Source organism: Streptomyces sp. NPDC047917, from assembly GCF_043204345.1.
GTDB classification, from domain to species: domain Bacteria; phylum Actinomycetota; class Actinomycetes; order Streptomycetales; family Streptomycetaceae; genus Streptomyces; species Streptomyces sanglieri.
Genome location: NZ_JBIDCA010000020.1, coordinates 65,750 through 85,705, shown reverse-complemented (window position 1 = coordinate 85,705; position 19,956 = coordinate 65,750). Strand labels below are relative to the sequence as shown.

At 68.4% G+C, this 19,956-nt stretch carries 12 protein-coding genes and 5 pseudogenes; 14 read left to right on the top strand and 3 right to left on the bottom strand.

Features of this window, described 5'->3' with window-relative positions:
- Positions 1–50: 50 nt before the first annotated feature.
- From ACGF8B_RS37975 to ACGF8B_RS37915, 13 genes and pseudogenes are all read left to right on the top strand, one after another.
- A complete protein-coding gene (locus tag ACGF8B_RS37975; RefSeq protein ID WP_392747050.1) occupies positions 51–1,388 on the top strand; it encodes an ABC transporter substrate-binding protein in 1,338 nt (445 codons plus the stop codon).
- 363 nt (positions 1,389–1,751) lie between these two features.
- Positions 1,752–2,792 carry a substrate-binding domain-containing protein gene (locus ACGF8B_RS37970; RefSeq protein ID WP_392747049.1) on the top strand — a complete coding sequence of 347 codons (1,041 nt, stop codon included), beginning with the start codon at positions 1,752–1,754 and terminating at the stop codon, positions 2,790–2,792.
- Between the two features lie 115 nt (positions 2,793–2,907).
- On the top strand, positions 2,908–4,515 hold the full coding sequence (locus ACGF8B_RS37965) for a sugar ABC transporter ATP-binding protein (protein ID WP_392747047.1): 1,608 nt from the start codon (positions 2,908–2,910) through the stop codon (positions 4,513–4,515).
- The gene (locus ACGF8B_RS37960) at positions 4,512–5,552 is read left to right on the top strand and encodes an ABC transporter permease (RefSeq protein WP_392747046.1); all 1,041 of its coding nucleotides are present in this window, start codon (positions 4,512–4,514) and stop codon (positions 5,550–5,552) included. The genes ACGF8B_RS37965 and ACGF8B_RS37960 overlap by 4 nt, the downstream gene beginning before the upstream one ends.
- A gap of 232 nt (positions 5,553–5,784) precedes the next feature.
- Positions 5,785–6,671: pseudogene (locus tag ACGF8B_RS37955) on the top strand (SMP-30/gluconolactonase/LRE family protein).
- Positions 6,668–7,303: a bifunctional 4-hydroxy-2-oxoglutarate aldolase/2-dehydro-3-deoxy-phosphogluconate aldolase gene (locus ACGF8B_RS37950; protein ID WP_392747045.1), complete on the top strand. Its 636-nt coding sequence runs from the start codon at positions 6,668–6,670 to the stop codon at positions 7,301–7,303. The pseudogene ACGF8B_RS37955 and the gene ACGF8B_RS37950 overlap by 4 nt, the downstream one beginning before the upstream one ends.
- A gap of 72 nt (positions 7,304–7,375) precedes the next feature.
- Positions 7,376–8,189: pseudogene (locus ACGF8B_RS37945) on the top strand (SDR family NAD(P)-dependent oxidoreductase).
- Positions 8,186–9,330, top strand: a pseudogene (dgoD, locus tag ACGF8B_RS37940) (galactonate dehydratase). The pseudogenes ACGF8B_RS37945 and dgoD overlap by 4 nt, the downstream one beginning before the upstream one ends.
- Before the next feature lie 474 nt (positions 9,331–9,804).
- Positions 9,805–10,500, top strand: a complete 696-nt coding sequence (locus tag ACGF8B_RS37935; RefSeq protein WP_392747044.1) for an RICIN domain-containing protein — start codon at positions 9,805–9,807, stop codon at positions 10,498–10,500.
- Positions 10,501–10,582: 82 nt separating this feature from the next.
- Entirely contained in the window at positions 10,583–10,771 is a 189-nt protein-coding gene (locus ACGF8B_RS37930) for a hypothetical protein (protein WP_392747043.1), read from the top strand.
- A gap of 376 nt (positions 10,772–11,147) precedes the next feature.
- Positions 11,148–12,596 (top strand): glycoside hydrolase family 18 protein, encoded by a 1,449-nt coding sequence (locus ACGF8B_RS37925; RefSeq protein WP_392747042.1) that lies wholly within the window; start codon positions 11,148–11,150, stop codon positions 12,594–12,596.
- A gap of 197 nt (positions 12,597–12,793) precedes the next feature.
- Positions 12,794–13,189 (top strand): hypothetical protein, encoded by a 396-nt coding sequence (locus ACGF8B_RS37920; protein WP_392747040.1) that lies wholly within the window; start codon positions 12,794–12,796, stop codon positions 13,187–13,189.
- 179 nt (positions 13,190–13,368) lie between these two features.
- A complete protein-coding gene (locus tag ACGF8B_RS37915; protein WP_392747039.1) occupies positions 13,369–13,563 on the top strand; it encodes a hypothetical protein in 195 nt (64 codons plus the stop codon).
- Between the two features lie 98 nt (positions 13,564–13,661).
- Here ACGF8B_RS37915 and ACGF8B_RS37910 read toward each other — a convergent pair whose 3' ends face one another.
- Complete coding sequence (locus ACGF8B_RS37910; protein WP_392747037.1) at positions 13,662–17,186, bottom strand: hypothetical protein; 3,525 nt, start codon at positions 17,184–17,186, stop codon at positions 13,662–13,664.
- Between the two features lie 464 nt (positions 17,187–17,650).
- Here ACGF8B_RS37910 and ACGF8B_RS37905 point away from each other — a divergent pair, with 464 nt between their 5' ends.
- On the top strand, positions 17,651–18,079 hold the full coding sequence (locus tag ACGF8B_RS37905; protein ID WP_392747035.1) for a hypothetical protein: 429 nt from the start codon (positions 17,651–17,653) through the stop codon (positions 18,077–18,079).
- 132 nt (positions 18,080–18,211) lie between these two features.
- Here the strand turns inward: ACGF8B_RS37905 and ACGF8B_RS37900 are convergent.
- Together ACGF8B_RS37900 and ACGF8B_RS37895 are read right to left on the bottom strand one after the other, a co-directional pair.
- Positions 18,212–18,520: pseudogene (locus ACGF8B_RS37900) on the bottom strand (ATP-dependent DNA ligase); the annotation flags it as partial.
- A 154-nt stretch (positions 18,521–18,674) separates the two neighbouring features.
- Positions 18,675–19,022, bottom strand: a pseudogene (locus ACGF8B_RS37895) (Ku protein); the annotation flags it as partial.
- Between the last annotated feature and the right edge of the window lie 934 nt (positions 19,023–19,956).

The window sequence follows — 19,956 nt, the reverse complement described above, 5'->3', positions numbered from 1 at the left end:
CGCCTCCCACTTCACCTACCCACCCGCACCACCGACCAGGAGCACAGTCCATGAGAACGCACACCACCCGCAGACTGCTCGGCGCTCTCGCCGTGGTCTCCACTCTCGCGCTGACCGCCACGGCCTGCGGCTCCGACGCCACGGACGGCGGCGCCGGCGGCGACCCGAAGGACGTCAAGGCCGCGTTGGAGAAGGGCGGCAAGGTCACGGTGTGGGCCTGGGAGCCCACGCTCAAGAAGGTGGCGGCGGACTTCGAGAAGAAGTACCCCAAGGTCGACGTCGAGCTGGTCAACGCCGGAACCGGCGACAAGCAGTACACCGCCCTGCAGAACGCGATCGCGGCCGGCTCCGGCGCTCCCGACGTGGCACAGGTCGAGTACTACGCCCTCAGCCAGTTCGCGATCGGCAAGTCCGTCGAGGACCTGTCCTCCTACGGCGCCCGTAAGTACGCGACGAGCTTCACGCCCGGCCCGTGGAACGCGGTCAACGACGACAACGCCGTCCACGCGCTGCCCATGGACTCCGGTCCGATGGCGTTCTTCTACAACAAGAAGGTCTTCGACAAGCACGACATCAAGGTGCCGACCACCTGGGACGAGTACGTGGAGGCCGCCCGTACCCTCCACAAGGCCGACCCGAAGATCTTCATCACCAACGACACCGGGGACGCAGGCGCCACCACCAGCCTCATCTGGCAGGCCGGAGGCCGCCCCTACCAGACGGACGGTACCGACGTCACCGTGAACTTCGGTGACGAAGGCACCAAGAAGTACACCGCCACCTGGCAGAAGCTCCTCGACCAGAAGCTGGTCGCACCGATCAGCTCCTGGAGCGACGCCTGGTACAAGGGTCTGGCCGACGGCTCGATCGCAACCCTCTCCATCGGCGCCTGGATGCCGGCCAACCTCGCCTCCGGGGTCGCGTCCGCCTCCGGTGACTGGCGGGTCGCCCCGCTGCCGCAGTGGACGAAGGGCGACAAGGAGAGCGCGGAGAACGGCGGCAGTTCGCTCGCCGTTCCGAAGGCCGCGAAGAACAAGGAACTTGCCTACGCCTTCACGGAGTTCGCGACCACCGGAGCCGGTGCAAGCGCTCGTGTCGCCGAAGGCGCCTTCCCGGCCACCCGGGCCGACCTGGAGTCGAAGGAATTCCTCGACACCCCGTTCCCGTACTTCGGTGGCCAGAAGGCCAACCAGATCTTCGCCGAATCCGCCAACAACGTCGGCGCCGACTGGTCCTACCTGCCCTACCAGGTGTACGCGAACTCGGTCTTCAACGACACCGTCGGCAAGGCATATGTCTCTCGCACCACGCTCACTGACGGCCTGAATGCCTGGCAGGACGCCAGCGTCAAGTACGGCAACGACCAGGGCTTCGCGGTCAACAAGTAGAGGCGTCGTGGCTCCAGCCGCCTGCATAAAGGAGGCTGGAGCCACGCAGCGCTCACTCGATGTTTTGTTCTGTGTGAATGGACATGAAATGAATTGGCATGGGCATGGCATTTGCCAATTACGCTTTACCGGCGCGGCGTTGAAGTCGAATCAGGAGATCACGGATGTATCTCACCCTGTCTCGGCCCTTGACGCCCTGAGTGTGGTGTTGTGTTATGGGGCTTAGAGTTTGAATTTGTTTATTTTCGAGGGATCGCGATTCCCGGGTGAGGCACTCAACGCCCCGCGGACCGTCCCTCCCCTCCTCGAACGACGCCGCACACCCAGGACGCGGCGGCCTCTGGCTGTACTAAGGAGTTCCCGATGTTCCGTTCCACCCCACGTCGCACGGCCGCCGCCACCGGCCTTCTCCTCACTCTCGGCCTGGGCACGGCCTGCTCGTCCGGCAAGACGGCCGCCACCGACGACCGGGCCGCCAAGATCGACGGCAAGATCTCGATCGCCTACCTCCAGAAGCAGGGCGACCAGGAGTACTTCATCGGCGAGGCCGCCGGCGCGAAGCAGAAGGCCGAGGAACTCGGCATCGACCTCAAGGTCGTCAACCTGGGCAACGACGCCAACAAGACCGTCAGCGAAGTGCAGTCGGCGATCGCCCAGAAGACGAACGGCGTCATCATCGTCGTACCGGACCCGGCCGTCGGCCCGCAGGTCGTCCAGACCGCGAAGGGCGGGAAGGTCGCGCTCCTGACCTCCGACGACCAGATCTGCACCACCGGCCCGGACCCCACCGCCTGCGGCAAGAGCGACCTGGTGCCGCGGATCGGATTCAGTGGCGCACAGATGGGCGAGGAAGTGGGCAAGCGCGCCGCCGCCGAGTTCGAGAAGGCCGGCTGGAAGGCCGGCGACACCCGGGTCATCTCGGCCTGGAAGCAGGACGTGACCGTCTGCGGCGACCGGGTCGCGGCTGCGAAGAAGACCTTCGACGCGGCCGTCCCCGGTGTGAAGACCATCGCCGTCCCCACCGACAACACGCCCACCGGCGCCCAGGACAGGATCGCCGCGACGGTCACCGCGAACACGGGCGTGAAGAACTGGGTGATCTGGGGCTGCAACGACGAGAACGTGATGGGCGGTGTCACCGCGCTCGCTAATGCCGGGGTCGGCGCCGACCATGTCGTCGGCGTGGGCCTGGGTGCCTACCTGGCCTGCAAGGAGTGGAAGTCGGACAAGCCGACCGGTATGAAGGCCGCGCTGTTCATCAACGGCAAGGACGTCGGTGCCCTGGCAGTCCAGACCATGTACGACAAGCTCAAGAAGGGCAAGGACTTCCCCGCCGAGGCATTCGCCCCGACCACCATGGTCGACCGGGCCTCGTGGAAGAGTGCCGGACTCACCTGCGGCTGAGTGCTCCCGGCCGGGGCTGTCGCAAGGACGGCCCCGGCCGGTGACCCCGCCCCGCTGCCCGACGCTTCAGGGCCTTCGACCACGCCTGCACTCCGTCTTCGAGGTGAACCAAGAAATGACCCCAGCGCACGATCCGGACTCCTCCGATCCGGACTCCTCCCAGGGGGCCCCCGGCGTCCCACCCGCCGATGGCTCCCGCCCGTCGTCCATCGGGGTATCGGGCGTGATCAAACGCTTCGGCGAGGTGACGGCGATCGGAGGCGTCACGCTCGACTTCCCCGCCGGACAGGTGACCGCCCTGATGGGCGAGAACGGTGCGGGAAAGTCCACACTGCTGAAGATCCTCACCGGCGACCACCAGCCCACCGAGGGGCACGTGGTCGTGAACGGTGAGACCGTCGAGCTCGACTCGCCGGCCCGCGCACGGGCCGCCGGCATCCGGATCATCCCCCAGGAACCGGAGATCGTCCCGCACATCTCCGTCGCGGAGAACGTGTACGCCGGTGCCCTGCCCCGCAAGCGCGGGCGCATGCTCGACCGGGCCGAGCTCAATCGGCGCATCAGGGCCGACCTCGATCGGCTGGGCTTCGCCCACGTACTCGACCCTGACCTGCTTGGATCCCAACTCACCCCTGCCCAGCGGCAGTTGGTGGAGATCATGCGCGCGCTGACCGGCACCACCGCGGCCCGCCTCATCGCCTTCGACGAGCCCACGTCCTCCCTGTCGGAACACGAGGTCGACGCGCTGTTCGCGCTGATCCGACGGCTGCGCGACGAGGACATCGCGATCGTGTACGTCTCGCACCGCATGCAGGAGATCTTCCAGCTCGCCGACCGCATCGCGGTCCTGCGCGACGGCAGCCTCGTCGGCGTCCAGGACGCCCGCACCACCGACGAGGAAGAGCTCGTCCGCCTCATGGTGGGCCGCGACCTCTCCGCCATGTTCGTACGGCAGCGGGTCGCCACGGACCGGCTGGTCCTCGACGTCCAGAACCTCACGACCGACGCCGTGACCGGCATCTCGCTGCGCGTCCACGCCGGTGAGGTCCTCGGCCTGGCCGGCCTGATCGGAGCCGGGCGCTCCGAACTCGCCCTCGCTCTCGCGGGGGACCTGCCTGTCCACAGCGGCACCGCCACACTGGACGGAGTACGGCTGCGCAGCGGCCGGCCGGGGGACGTCATCCGTGCCGGACTCGGGCTTGCCCCCGAGGAACGCAAGGCTCAGGCGCTGTTCCTCCAGCAGTCCATCAAGGACAACACCTCCCTCGTCGTACTGGACCGGCTGCGGCGCCTTCGCTTCGTGCGGCGGGCCACGGAACGCCTGCTCGCCCAGGAGTTCTCCGACCGGCTGAGGGTGCGTACCCCGTCGATCGACCACGAGGTGCACAAGTTGTCCGGCGGCAACCAGCAGAAGGTCGTGCTGGCCAGGTGGCTGGCCCGCAAGCCGAAGGTACTGATCCTCGACGAGCCCACCCGCGGCATCGACGTCGGCGCGAAGGCGGAGATCTACCAGATCATCGCCGATCTGGCCGCCGAGGGCGTCGCCGTGCTGGTCATCTCCTCCGAACTCCCCGAACTTCTCGGCCTCGCCGACCGGGTCGTCGTCATGCAGGGCGGCCGGATCACCGGCGAACTCGATCGCAGCGAAGCCACCGAAGAATCCATCCTCGCCCTCGCCATGGCCGACGACATCGTCGGCGCCGCCTCTGGAGCCGCGTCATGACCCTCACCAGCACTCCCGCACCGGCCGTGAAGGGGCCCCGGGGCGGTGACGACCACGCGTCGCGCCGCCCCGCGTTCCTGGCCGGCATCGGCGGGCAGAACATCAGCCTCATCGGTGCGCTCGTCGTCGTCCTCGCCCTGTTCGGCGTCCTCAACGACAACTACCTGAGCCTGTCCAACATGCAGGTGATCGCCGAGGCGGCGACCATCACGGGTCTGCTCGCCATCGTGCAGACCGTTGTCATCATCTGCGGCGGCCTCGACATCTCCGTCGGTTCTCAGGTCGGTGTGGCGTCCGTGGTCAGCGCCATGGTGTTCACCACGACCGGCTCGGGCGCGTTCCTCGGCATGGCCGCCGCCGTCGGTACCGGCGTCCTCGTCGGTGCGCTGAACGGCCTGGTCATCGTCTACGGCCGGGTCAACCCCACCATCGCCACGCTCGCCGGCCTCGCCGCCTACAAGGGCCTAGCCCAGCTCCTGTCCGACGGGCGGGCCCAGGGCTACGTGCTGAACGACGACGTGTTCATCTTCCTGGGGCGCGGCAAGATCGCCGGGCTGCCGGTCATGGTGTGGATCCTGATCGTCGTGGCTGCCGGCGTGCACCTGCTGCTCAAGTACACCGACATCGGGCGCAACCTGTACGCGATCGGCGGCAACGACACCGCCGCCCGGCTGGCCGGCATCAGTATCAACAAGTACCTGATCTGCGTCTACACGCTCATCGGCGTGGTGGCGGCGGTCGCTGGCATCCTGCTGACCGCCCGCACCGGGTCCGGCCAGCCGGTCTCCGGCAGCGAGGGCCTCGAACTCAAGGCCATCACCGCGGCCGCGCTCGGCGGCGCCGCCCTCAAGGGCGGCAAGGGCGGCATCGGCGGCACCCTCCTCGCCGTCGCCCTGCTCGGCTGCCTGGAGAACGGCCTGACCGTCCAGGGCATCAACACCTTCTGGCAGAACGTCGCCCAGGGCGCGCTGCTCGTCATCGCCGTGGTCATCCAGCAGCGCCGCAGCGGCGGACGGGCGGTCGGACTACCTCATTGACCTCGCAGGCCGAGGGCGGGCATCGCCGAAGCGATGCCCGCCCTCGGCGTCCGCCGGCCGACGGCCGGGCATATGGCGCCGTCGACACCAGCGGGAATCGCTTCGCACGCATGTGTGCGTCCCCCAGTCCGGCCGACCGGGCCGAACAGCTCGGTGAACAAGGAGACTTCATACGCGTCACTTGACGGCCAGTCCATGCAGCCCTGATCCCGGCAGGCTCTGCGAAGGGCCGGTGTGGGACCCCGGTCTGCAAGAACTCCTCCGGGTCGACATCACCGCCGGAACCATCCACCGCGGCAGTCTGGTCCGGCGCGCCGACGAAAGCGGTCTGCCCGACGTTCTGCCCCGCGTGGTACTCGCCCCCGGCGGCCCGGTCGGCGCCGTCCGGCCGTGCCGCAGCGGGGCCCTGGTCGCCGCGGTCTCCATGTCCCTCGTCACGATCACCGAGAGCGGCCGACAGGCGGAACTCGCCGCGCTGCCCCTTCCTCTGGACGATGTGCGCCGACGGCTGAACGACGGCGTGTGCGACCCGCGCGGACGGCTGCTCGTCGGCACCATGGCGCACGACACGACCCCGGGCGCCGGCTCCCTCCACCAACTCGGCCCACAGGGCCTGCGCGTACTGCTCAAGTCGGTGACCATCTCCAACGGACTCGGGTGGAGCCCCGACGGCAGCCTGATGTACTACGCCGACAGCCCGACAGCCCGACAGCCCGACAGCCCGACGGGCCGCGTGGACGTGTTCGACTACGACCTCGCCACCGGCACCCCAGCCGCCGAAGGCCGTTCGCCGCGGTCGACGGCGGTGTACCCGACGGTCTGACCGTGGACCGTGACGGAAATATCTGGGTCGCCGTCCGGGGCGCGGGCCAGGTGCGCGCTTTCGCGCCCGACGGCGCCTGCCACACCGTCGTGGCCGTGGCCGCCTCGCATGTGTTCAGCGTCGCATTCGCCGGGCCGGCTCTCGACACGCTCGTGATCACCACGGCGACAGAAGGACTGACCGGGCGACAGTTGCGCGAAGAGCCGCACGCAGGGCGGCTCTTCGTCTGCCGCCCTGGCATCGCCGGACTGCCGGCCGTGCCTTTCGACGACCTCATCGCCCAGGAGGCGGCATGAGCACCCTCCCGTCCGCCCTCGACGCCGTCCCGGTCGTGGCGATTCTGCGCTCCGCAACCGCGGGCCGGTTCCCGCAGGTCGCAGACACCCTGCGCCGGGCCGGCGTGCGCGCCGTCGAGTTCACCCTCACCACCCCTGGAGTCCTCGACGTCCTGCGCGAGTACGCCCAGAGCCTGCCCGACACGGCCTCGCACTGGGCGCGGGCACCGTCACCACGCCGCGCGAGGCCGAAGCAGCGGTGGCAGCCGGCCGAGTACCTCATCACACCGGCAACCCAGCCCGCCGTGATCGCAGAGGCCCGGCGGCTCGGGGTTCCGGTACTGCCGGGCGCCCTGACACCGACGGAAGTCCTCACCGCGTGGCAGGCGGGCGCCTCGATGGTGAAACTCTTCCCCGCGTCCCTCGGAGGGCCGAAGTGCCTCCGCGCCGTCCGCGCCCCGCTGCCCGATGTACCGCTCGTGCCCACCGGCGGCATCGAACTGGAGGACGCCCCCGCGTACCTGCGGGCGAGCGCCACCGCGCTCGGCATGGGCGGCCCCCTCGTCGGAGACGCCTGCGAGGGCGGCGACCTCGGCGCGCTGACCGAGCGCGCGGCCCGGCTCGTCGGCCTCGTGGCCGGAGTGCCCCGGTGAGCGGGCTGGTGACGCTGGGCGAGGCGATGGTCGTCGTCGCGGGCGAGCCCGGTCCCTTCGCACCGGGGACGCGTGCCAGGATTTCGTTCGCCGGAGCCGAGGCGACCGTCGCGATCGGCGTCAGCCGGCTCGGCCACGACGCCGCGTGGATCGGCCGCGTCGGCGCGGACGCGGGCGGCCTCCGGCATCGGCGCGGCCACCGCGCTGCGGCTGGCCGCCGAGGGCGCGACCGTCGTCCTCGCCGACATATCCGACGCGGTCGGCGAGGCCGTCGTCAGGAACATCGTCGCCGACGGCGGATGCGCCGCCTTCGTCCACTGCGACGTCTCGTCGCGGGAAGGCTGGCAGCGGCTCCACCAGCGCACGCACGAGCTCGCCGGCCCGGCCCACGTCGTGCACAACAACGCGTTCGTCCACATCGCCGCCGCGGCGCACGAACTGACCGACGACGGCTGGGACAGAGAGATCGCGGTCGACCTCAAGGCTCTCTATCTGGGCGTCAGCACGTTCCTGGACGACCTGCGCTCGACCAGGGGCTGCTTCGTCGCGACCTCCAGTGCACGCGAATTTCGGTCTGCCCGGCCATCCCGCGTACGCGGCCTCGAAGGGCGGGATCTGCGCGCTGATGCGTCAACTGGCCGTCGAGTACGGGCCCGAGGTCCGGTTCAACTCCGTGCTGCCCGGCCCCATCCTCACGGACGTGTGGGACGAGGTGAGCGAGGAGGACCAGTCGATGTCCGCCCGCGCCACTGCCCTCGACAGGCTCGGGACGGCGGGTGAGGTCGCCTCCGCGGTCGCCTTCCTGGCATCCGCCGACGCCCCGTACATCACCGGCACCGACCTCGTCGTCGACGGTGGCTGGTCCGTCAAGAAGGAGTCCAAGTGAAGATCACGTCCCTGCGCACCTATCTCGTCGCACCTCGCTGGTGCTTTCCTTCGCGTCGACACCGACGAAGGCATCACCGGCTGGGGAGAGCCGGTGATCGAGGGGCGTGCACACCGTCGCCGCCGCTGTCGACGAGCTGGGCGACTACCTGATCGGCCAGGACCCACTGCGCATCGAGGACCACTGGCAGGTCCTGACCAAGGGCGGCTTCTACCGCGGCGGCCCGATCCTCTCCAGTGCCGTGGCCGGCATCGACCAGGCGCTGTGGGACATCAAGGGCAAGGCGCTAGGTGTCCCGGTCTGGCAGTTGCTGGGCGGCAACGTCCGCGACCGCGCCCGGGTGTACAGCTGGATCGGCGGCGACCGGCCGGCCGACGTTGCCGAACAGGCCCTGGCCCGCAGGTCCGAGGGGTTCACGGCCATCAAGATGAACGCCTCGCCCCAGCTGGACTTCATCGACACGCCGGAGGCCGTGCACGGCATCGTCGACCGCGTCGCTCGCGTACGCGAGGCCGTCGGCGACCGCTTCGACATCGCCGTCGACTTCCATGGGCGGCTGACCCTCCCCATGGCCCGCCGTGTCCTGCCCCTGCTGGAGCCCTACCTCCCATTCTTCGTCGAGGAGCCCGTCGTCCCGGAACTGAGCGACCACATCGGCGACATCGTCCGCGCGACAAGCATCCCCATCGCGACGGGCGAACGTCTGTACTCCCGCTGGGACTTCAAGCAGGTCCTCGCCCAGGGCATCGCCATCGCCCAGCCGGACCTGTCGCACGCCGGCGGCATCTCCGAGGTACGCCGGATCGCGGCGATGGCCGAGGCGTACGACACCGCGCTCGCCCCGCACTGCCCGCTCGGCCCGATCGCGCTCGCCGCCTGCCTCCAGGTGGGCTTCTGCACCCCCAACCTGCTCATCCAGGAACAGAGCCTCGGCATCCACTACAACACCGGCTCAGACCTCCTGGACTACCTCGTCGACCCGTCGGTATTCCGCTACGAGGACGGCCACGTCGGACTCCTCACCGAACCCGGTCTCGGTATCCACGTCGACGAGAAAGTCGTCGAGCATGCCGCCGAAGCGGGCCATCGCTGGCGCAATCCGATCTGGCGCCGCCAGGACGGTTCCCTCACCGAATGGTGACGTGACTCAAGGAGTCAGCGGTGTCGGCGCCTGCGCACGTGGTGAGCAGCAGAGATGCGGACAGGGACCCGCGACGGCGCCGGAGCATTACGGGCAGGCCCGCCGACGCGATCGGAAGCGGACGCGAAACGTGAACTCGGCCGACATCCACGAGGCTTGAGGAAGCCACACGCATGTTGACGTGCTGTCGTGGCCCATGCCGCACTGATACGGCACACAGCAGTGGTGCATCACGGGGACAGTTGTTTACGTTCCCGTGGGGCGTGAGCCGACGCGGACGGGACGCCGCTCGACTCCGTATCGCTCACCGGCCGCCTCGGCGCGTCCCCCTTTCCCGCTCTCCTTTCTTTGAAGGAGGCATGCCATGGCTTTCCCCGGCGCCGGCCTGTGCCTGCGAACCCTCACATATCAAGGAGAAGAAGGATGAATCTCGATCCAGGCTCCCGACCCGGTGCGGTGAGCCGACGCGGTGCGATGAAGTTCCTCGGCGCCGATGCCGCCACGCTTGCCGCTGGACCCGTGTTCGGGCTCCTGTCGCCCTCCGTCGCGCGGGCCGTCGCCCTGGCGGGAGAGCCCGTCACATTGGTCAACGTGCGCAGCGGGCACTCGCTCGACGTCTACGGCCGCTCGATCGACGACGGTGCGGCCGCGATCCAGTGGCCCGCCAGTGGGGCGACCAACCAGCAGTGGGTGATGGCCGATCAGGGCGACGGGTGGGTGACGATCGGATCGGCGGCCTCGCAGAAGGTCCTGGACGTCGAGGGCCGGTCGACCGGTGACGGATCCCGGGTGATCCAATGGTCCTCGACCGGCGAGGCCAACCAGCAGTGGCGCGTGGACGACGCGGGCCGGGGCCGGGTGAAGATCGTCAGCCGACACAGCGGAAAGCTGCTGTCGGTGGCCGGTTCCTCCACCGACAGCGGCGCGGCCACGGAGATCCGCGCCGATGGCGGCGACGATCCCGGGCAACTGTGGCTGGTCATGCCGGTGCAGGGCGGTTACCGACTCGATGCGGCGTCGATCGAGCAGCGCTCGGACGCACCGCTCGCACAGGCCGGAGGCGTCGGCGGCGGCGGGGTCACCTACGGTGTGACGCGCAACAACTGGTCGAGGAACCGAACGGCGAGACGACCGAGGTCACCAGACACATCGCCTGGCCCAAGGGGCTGACGCTGGCCAAGGACGGAGATAAGTACGTCGCCGGGTGGGGCGAAGAACGGGTCTGCGAGGTCGCCGGGGCCAGGTCACCCCGGTGGCCGGTACCGGCAAGTCCGGCTACGACGGCGACGACAAGGACGCCCTGACGGCCAAGCTCAGTCACCCGGAAGCCGTGGCCGTGGACGCCGCAGGAAACTTCTACATCGCGGAATCCATGAACCACCGCGTGCGCAAGGTGACGGTCGCGGCCCATGGACCGCAAACCGGCGTGCGAGGCGTGTGAGGAGTCTGTCGAGCCACTTCATCCGCCCGAGGTGACCTGCCGTCGCGTATGACGCGTATGGCTCGTACGAACGAGTGGGAGCCGGGCAGGACCCGGCGGCAATTCCGGCCGATGTGGTCGGGGGCGCCGCGCAGTCAGCCGCGTCCGGCCGGGGGAACGCAGGGGAGTGCCGGACAGCGACCGGGCAGCAGGGGAACCCGTGTCCCGCCTGGCGACGCTTTCGCCTTCGTGCGCGCCGCCGTCCCGGTCCACGGCTCGGCCGAGTCGCGATCATGACGGGCCCGACCGACTCTGTGGCCGAGGCGGCGCGGGATCACGGCGCGGCGCCCACACCGGTCCCGAGCGGGACGCTCGACATCGATCCTGAAGGAGAAGCATGGGCACGCCCGAGTACGTCGGCTACTTTCCAGCGTGGGGGATCTACGGCAGGAAGTTCCACATCAAGGATCTGCACGACAACGGCACCGCGGAGTGCCTGACGATTCTGAACTACGCGTTCGAGAACATCTCGTCGGACACCAAGTACAACCCCGGCTTCAAGTGCTTCGAATCGATCAAGCTGAACACCGCGGAGAGCGACAACAACGCCGACGGCAGCAAGGACGCCGGGGACGCGTGGGCGGACTACCTGTGCGCCTTCGGCCCCGGCGAGAACCTGGACGGCGTCCAGCAGCAGGCGGAGGCCAAGACCCTCATGGGAAACTTCTACCAGCTGAAGAAGCTGAAGGAGAAGCACCCCAACCTCAAGGTCCTCGTCAGCCTCGGAGGCTGGACGTACTCCAGGAACTGGTCCGAAGCGGCAAAGACCGACGACACCAGGAAGGCGCTCGTCTCGTCGTGCATCGACCTGTTCATCAAGGGAAACCTGCCCACGAAGATCTTCGACAAGACGGAGATGAAGGACCACTTCGGGGGCGCCGGCGTGGCGGCGGGGATCTTCGACGGCGTCGACCTCGACTGGGAGTGGCCCGCCTGTGATCTCGGGCTCCACGGGAACCACTTCGACTCGAAGAACGACAAGGCGAACCTTGTCGCGCTGCTCAAGGAGTTCCGTACCCAACTCGACGCGCTCGACCAGAAGCAGGCCCGCGGCGGAAAGTACCTGCTGACCATGTTCCTTCCCGCCGGGCCGGACGTGCTGACGGCCGGCTGGGACGTGGACGGCGTGATGCAGTACCTCGACTACGGCAACCTGCAGGGCTACGACTACCACGGGCCGTTCGGGGGATCCGAGAACAAGACCAACCATCAGTCCCAGTACGCGGACTCGGCGGCGAACGCCCTCTCGGTGGAGCGGGCCCTCGCGCCATGGATCGCGAAGGCGGAGCACAAGAAGAAGATCCTCTTCGGGATCCCGTTCTACAGCCGCGGCTGGGAGAAGGTGAAGGACGACCCGCAGCACCCGGACGGGCTCGGCTGCGAGGCGACGGCCGCGGTGCGTACGACGAAGAAGGACAAGGACGGCATCCCCGTCTCGGAAGACGTGAGCGGGAACCCGTGGAAGGCGAAGTGGCAGGCGGGTGTCAACGACTACCGTGACGTCGCCGGGCTGACCTCGCACGGCTTCACCCGCCACTGGGACGCGAACGCGCTCGTCGCCTATCTGTACGGCGAGGTGACCGACACCTTGACGCAGGACAAGATGAAAGTCTTCTGGACCCTGGACGACTGTCAAGCGGCGTATGAGAAGGCGAAGAAGGCCATGGAATTGGGGATCGCCGGGGTGATGGCCTACTCCCTCGACGGGGACGTGACGAAGACCGGCGATCTGTCCCGGAGTATCCGCGCCGGCCTGGACGGCAAGGACAACCCGGTCGGCGAGTAGGGAGCCCGCGCGACGTCGCGGCCTGAAGTTGCGTGCCCGGCTCCGCCGTGTCCTTCCCGAGTCCACCCGTCCGGTTCCGCCCCGCCTTCGAATGCGCGCCCGAACGGGTGGAGCGTCAGCGGATGGCGTGGATGGGAAAGTGCCGCCGGGTACCTCTGCTCACGTCATGCCAACCCCCTTACTGAAGGGATGAGTTCGTGAAGAGAGCCATGTTCGCCGCCATGCTGACTGGAGGTCTGATCCTCAGCGGCGTAGCCGGTCCGGCCGCCCTGGTCGGCAGCGCCTCGGCGCAAGTACAGGCCGCGTGCGGAACCCAGGCGTCCGACTACCTCGGTGCCACTTATCGGACCAGTGACCAGGACATGCTCTACCGCATGGGAGACGACGGCATCGTCTACTCCAACTACGGTGGGCAGACCGAGCACCCCTGGGGCAAGTGGCGGGTCACCGACAAGGGCCTGGAGGTCCAGGGCGGTGGCAGCCCCGTGTGGACCAGCACCTTCCGGGGGTGCGACAACGACTCCAAGACTCCGTCCTTCCTGGTGTTCACCGGTGCGGGTGGTCACTACACCCTGGAATGGATCAAGGTCTGAGCCGAGTCCCGACAGGGATCCCCGCCGGGACTCCTGCCCGGACCCTCGGGAGCCTGCCGGGGGGCAGCGGATCGGGCCCCGCTCCACGATGCTGGAGCGGGGCCCTGGCTGTTCCCGTGGGAGCCGCAGGGGCTGTCCGCAGGAGGGAGCGGGTCGGCAGCGCCGGGTTCCGTAGGTCTATGTTGCTGTCTTGGCCTGCGGACGACCAGACGCAGGTGGAGGACCTGGCGGGCCGGGTCGGTGGCCGGGTGGTGGACGACGACGTCGGGCGCGTAGTGGCCGGTGCGGAAGGCACCCGTGCCAAGCTGAAACACCGGGTCAAGCTCGGCTTCCTCACCGAGGCCGACATCGGCAGCTTCATCGGGAAGCAGTAGCCGACCGAGCACCGCGACCAGATTTCCTGCCCCAGCCTCACCCGAAATGGACATCAGCTCACGAGCCGCCCCCCGAAGAGAATTCCCGGCTCAGAACACTAGGAGTAGTGCTTGATCAGGAGGGCGCCGCCGACGACGATGAAGGCGACGTTGATGAGTTCCTTGGCCGCGAAGACCAGTTCGCCGGCGTCGGGGGCCTGCAGCAGTCTCTGGTGGGTCATGGCCGTGGCTGCGGGCGGGACCGCGAGGAAAATGCGCCCGGTGGTGTAGTCGGCGTCCTTACCCTTGCCGATCTCCAGCAGGGCCAAGCGCAGGTCCCAGATGACTCCCTTGAAGGTCAGCGCGATCGGGATCGGGTCTCCAGCCTTCACCAGCCGATCGAGCAGCCGTGCGATCCGGGCTTTGTTGGCAACCGCGACCATGACCGCGGTTCCGGCACCCAGCACCAGGATGAGGAGGCCGGCCCAGAACCAGGCGTCGCGCCCGCTCGCCTCGAAGCCGAGTTCCATGACCACCATGCTGAGCAGCATGTTCGCGACCAGGGCCAGGGTGCCCAGGTACGGCAGTTCCTCGCCCTTCGCCTTTACCCAGGCACCGAAGTCGCTGATGGCGCACGGAACGACCTGCACGGTCTGCAGGATCGCCGCCACCAGCAGGGTGTCGGAGGTGAAGTACGTGGCGGGCCGCCGCGCTGCAGCCTGTGCCGGTGCGGGCGTTTTCGGGGGGAAGGGCTGGGCTCCGTTTCCCTTGATCAGGCGGTAGATCAAGGTGACCGGCAGCGCGCCGAGCAGACACACCACCCCGCTGACGGTCAGCGGGGCGTCCTTGTCGCCGGCCATTTCGGCGATCCACCTCCACAGTCTGCTCAGCAGCCCGGGATCCCGTGCGGCGTTCAGGGAGGTCTTCAGCTTGGCCAGGGCCTTGGACACCACGACGGCCAGCGCCTGCGCCACGCCGTCCCCGAAGTCGAGGGCCGCCAGCGCCAGGTTCTTGAACGCGTCCAGGAGCGTGGCCAGGGTCTGGGCCTGGAGGTCGCCCGGTTTGGAGATGAGCCGCGCGAAGCCGTCCAGGAGTTCCTTCACCCCGGTGACGAACTTGTCCCCGGCCGTTCCGAGCTTGTCGGCGCAACTCTTCCAGGCGTCGTCGTCGATGATCTCCTCGTCGTTGCCCGCGAAGTCCGCACCGGTGCCGATCGCCCTGTCCTGGAACCAGTTGAGGTGGGCGTTTCCTCCGCCGAGGTCGGCCAGTCTCGCCGCCCCGGTCACGGGGGTGCCCTGCTTCCCCTTGCCCGGCCAGGTGCCGACGCTCCCGGCAGTCTTCGCGCCCAGTTTGTCCTGGGCGTCCTGGAAGCTCTTCTCGACGTCTTTCTCCTGCTGCATGAACCAGCCGGCCGTCAGCTTGCCGACCTCGGCGACCGCCTTCTCGGCCTCGCCGAGCATCGTGTCGACGGACTGCTCGAAGGCCTTCTTGGTGTTCCAGATGGCAGGGAAGTCGAACCATGCCTTCAACCAGTCGACAACCTTGGCGAGCGCTGCTCCGATCAGGTCGAAGATCTTCCCGATGACCTTCCAGATCGCCTCGATCGTCTTCTTCAACGAGGCCTTGAACTCCTTGTAGATCCCGTAGATCTCGGCACCCAGCGTGATCCATCCGGACGTCGCGTCGAAGGTGAGCTGCCGGAGTTCTACGGTCCCGTTGTGTAGTCCCTCGACCAGGTCTCCGGTCGCGATCCGGTTCTGCTCCCAGGAGTCGTCCGGGCTGACCTTCGCCTCTTCGGCGGTGAGTTCCCTGACGTCGAGCCTCGGGATGCCGTCGTCCGCCCTGGTGACCGACAGATGGAAGCCGGGCGAGGCGTCCGAGGCGGGTTCGAACCAGTACGCGGCCAGCTTCCGCATCACCAAGGCCGCGGGCTTGGCTACCAGCGTGGGGTGTTCCTGAGCCAGGGGTGCCAACGGCTTGGCGGTCGGGCGGCCGCCCTGACCGGGGACCTTCGCCTCCGCGAGCGCTTTTCCTTCGAAGTCGGGCAGGGCGCCGGCCGGGTTGGTCAAGTTGAGCCGCTTCTTCTTCGTGCCCTGCAAGTAGTCCTGGGTGTCCTGGGCGGGCCGCAGGGGGATGCCGTCCTTCAGCCCGTCGACCTTGAGCACCAGGTTGGGCGCGGTCAACCGGTTCGGCGTCACAGCGATGGTGACCTTGCCGAAGGCGTCGGTGACCAGAGGCGTCGGCTTGTCCGTGATCTCCGTGACCTGGCCGCCGACCGTGATCTCGCCTTCGCTGCTGTCCGACGCGCGGGCCAGGGTGACGGTGTGCCGGGGCATGGGCGCACCGCACCGGTCGTAGACGGTAGCCTCCAGCCGGTAGCGGGTGACGTCCTTGACCCCTTCGGCGGGGTCGTGCACATGGACGCGGCGCCACAGGCCGGTGGCGCTGTCCTGGACGTCGAGCCGCAGCTCGTTCTTCGTCTCGTCCCCGGTCTCGGTGCCCGCCTCCGCCAGGAAGACGGTCGAGGTCTCCAGCGGTGAAGGGGGTGTGGCGACGGCGGCCAGGTCCTTCTGCAATGGGACCCCTGCGCTGCTGCCCTCGGAGGTCAGCCGGTACACCCAGCAGGTGCGGTCGGTGTCGACGACGTAGATGTCGCGGCCGCCCTGGGCGGTGGGATGGGAGTCCACCCGCACGGTGCCTTTGGCGTGGAGTCGTCGGCCGGCCTTGATCCACTGGCCGTCGCAGACCGCGGTCCACAGGCCACCGTCGGAGTCGGTCACCAGGAACACGGCTTCCTGGCCCATGACGAAGCCGCCGATCACCTGCTTCGGCTGGAAGGGGAGCTCGGCGGTCTGGACGTTTCCCCCTGAGTCGTTCCCTTCCTGGAACAGGGCGCTCAGCCCGCCCGACACCACTGCCGCGATTACGACGTACGTGTCCCGCAGGGCGACCGCCACGGTGGGTCCGTCAGGTACTTGCCCGAAGAACCCACTCACCACGTCGAACGCGTCGGACTTGAGCCACACGCCCCCCGGGGCGTTGCGCACGGCGTACACCACGGGTTTCCCCGCGGCCGTATAGGTCGTGTCGATGGTGTCGAAGGCACCCTGAGGAGTCTCGGGAGGAGGGGGGACGGACACGACAGGATCGGCCCACTGCGTACCGTCGTGGGACAGTTCGGAACTGAAGACCTGAGCGGCCGGTTTCCCGTACTGACTGGGGCTGACGACGCAGAAGTGCGCGACCACCGTTCGGGCACCGTTCTCGGACCGCACGCTCACCGTGAGGTCCTTGAACGACCAGCCCGGCTGCTTTGCCTGCTCCTGGAGCCAGGACTCGAACGGCCGGCTGACCCGCCAGCCCGTCGCAGTGCCCAACGCGCGGGCCACATGCCTGATGTCGGGCACCGGACCCTGCCGGGGGCAGAAGACCAGGGCCTGGTGCCCGTCGGAGTCAGAACCGGCCGTCTCACCGGGATTGTGGAACGCCAGCACAGGGGTGTGCCGGGCGATGTCCACGACCACGGGAGTCCCCAGCACTACGTCCTGGCTCAGGACCTGGGTGACCTCGACCCGGTCCGGTTCGCGTCCCGCGATCCGCTTGTCCCGCCGTGTCGGCTGGTCGGTTTCCGGGCGTGCCATCATGAGCGGCTCCTGTCTCGACTTACCCAGACATTAACCACTTCGCGGAGCTTCGCCGGATTCCAATGGCTGTGTGTCGTTTCGGGGCTACGGCACTCGTGGGACGCGGACAGCATCCTTGGCGCGGAGAACGGTGCCGCACCGGCAGTTGCCCGAGACCGACCGGACTCGACATCTCCCAGGGCTGGCTCAGGTGTGCGGCTTGTAATCGTAGAACTGAGGCTCGTCGTCCTCCCAGTCCCGCGTATTTGGTGCGAACCGGTGTCAGGCGGTGTGTGATCGGCCAAGGACGAGCCGTGCGGTCAAGGGGTGGTCAAGGGTCAAAACGGACACCGGGGTCGGGAGCCGCGGATCTCGCCAGTGCCAGCCCTTGGCGGTGCGGCCCGCCGTTCGTAAGCTGATCCACGGGCGATCACGGCGGTCCCGGACCTCGGACGACGCCGCGCGCCACGGAACTGGGGGCAGACATGCGGAAGAGGCGTCCCCTCTGGGCGATCGGCTACTTCTTGATGGGCGGCGCGTGCCTGCTGCTCGCCGTCGTAATGGCGGCGGGCGTGAGCCGTGTGGTCCACCTGATCCCGGTCGTCATCCTGGGCGTGCCGGGTGTGGTGCTGACGTTCCGCTCACCGGTGTTCGGCGTCCGCTACGGGCCGGACGGGCTGCGATACTCCGGGCTGCTCAACGCGCGCTCCCACGCGTGGGCGGGCATCCGGGAGGTTCGGGTGGCCGTCCTGTCGAGCACGGTCTACTCGTCCGACGTCCCGGAGCTGGTGCTGGTCTCCGGCGGGACGGACCAGCTGTACATGCTGTCGGGCCACAGTTTTGGCCGAGCCCGGAACAAGCGGGTTGTGCGGCTGGTGGCCGAACTGGAGGCGGCGCGCGCGGCCGCGTCCTGACGGCGACGGAGTCTCCGTCGCACCGGGAGCTTCCGGTGCGATGTGCCGCCAGCCCGTTCAAGTCGACTGGGAGCAGCTGCGCACGGGCGGCAGCCTACGACTCGCCGCTTGACAACCATCGTTGGGAATCAGTCACATGAGGTCGTCCCGTGCGAGGTCGGGGCGCAGGCGGTGCCATGAAGGGTGCCGCAGCATTCCTGCCCGGGTTCGGGTCGTGTAGCGGACTTCGCCGACGAGGCGGGGCAGGACCCAGCGTGCGCCGGCCACGTGCGGTGCTTCGTCGAAGGGGCAGTCGTCGATCGCGGCGACGTGGAGGAGGGGGGCGAGGGTGGTGCGTTCGTTGTCGCTCGATCCGGTGCCGATGCTGCCCATGTACCGCAGCTCGCCTTCGTGCGCCTCGCCCACGAGCAGGGCGCCGGGCAGGCCGGTGAGCCGGCCGCGGCACGCGGTGGCGAGCATCGGAGCGATCCGCGGCAACCCCATGACCATCTCGCCCAGGCGCCCGTTCAGGACGCGCTGCGCATCTTCCCGGCCGCAGCCTTCTTCCGCCGTGCGCTTCCCGGCGGCCGTGGTCTTCATGGTGGTCTTCCTGGCCGGGGCTGCGGATCTCGTCGGGCCACCGCATCGCGTGCAGCACGATCGCGTTCTCCCGAACCCGGAGCAGCCCCAGCCGTTCGCGGTTGTGCCACGCGAATCTGGCGACGGTGACTTTGTCGGAGCGTTCCAGTGCCTTGAGGAGCAGGGCGTAGGGCTTGGCTGCGACTTGTCCGTCGATCGCGAGGTAGTAGCTGTCGCTGATCCGGATCGGGTCGATGCTGTAGGCGTCGGCGAACGCCACGATCTCGATCGCCTTCGCGGTGGGCAGCGGGATCTCGTCGAGCTCTTCATCGGTGACCGGGACGAGCTCGTCCTTCGTGAGCTCGTAGCTCCTGCCGATCTCCTCACCTCCAGGCCCCCTGGCGGGTAGTGGCACTCCAGGGTCCAGGATTTCGCGGCACAGTCTCAGCCGCAATGGCACCGCTTTGGCACTTGTGCCCTCCATCCTGAGATTCGCAGCTCGGGCGCCTCGCCTGTTCGGGCGACTCTGCACGAGGCTGGCACCGTCGCCGATGCTGCACTGACACCGTGGTCATCAGGGCGGCTGCTGGGGGCGCGGTGGACGGCACGAGTGCTTTCGTGAGTTTCCGATGCCGGGACGTGGGTGCGTCGAGGCACCGACCTGCTGGGAGCGGTTCTCGGAGCCGTTCTGGACGGAGTGTTCCCGAGGGAGGCGTCCCCCCTCTTTCCAGCGTATGAGCGACCACAAGTCAGGCTGCCGTGCATCACCTGCTGTGGACTGGGCACCTCGATACTGATCTCGACGGCGCGCTTCACCCTTCGCGCATGCTGCGGTTCGCACCATGACCTGGTCGGAACGCGCATGGGTGTGGGGACACGGTTCCGGTACGACGGGGAGACCGTCGAGGTGGTCGAGCCGGTTGCCACAACAGACGGCAACGAGGTCGTCCTTCAGGACGGCCAGGCGCGGGTACGTCGCGTCTCGCTGCAGGAGTGGCTGTTCTCCGGTCGCGCGGTCGTTGACTCCGGCAGCCCTGGTCCGGCAGGGAGTGACCCTGGGGAGATCGCCACGATGGTACTCGGGCAGCTGAGCGAGCCGGAGACGCAGAGAATCCGAGACGCCTACAGCGGACCGTGAGGGACGGAGACCGCGCCGGGGCCGAGGGCCGCAGCGGGCCGCTCCGGACACCCGCCGGTTGAAGATGTGACGAAGCGTCAATTCTGGCCACTCGCAGTTCAGTTCTAGCCAAACATCCCCCCGACCCCGGACCCCAGCGCTGACAGGCACCCCTGGGGCGGGCACGATGCTCCGACATTCA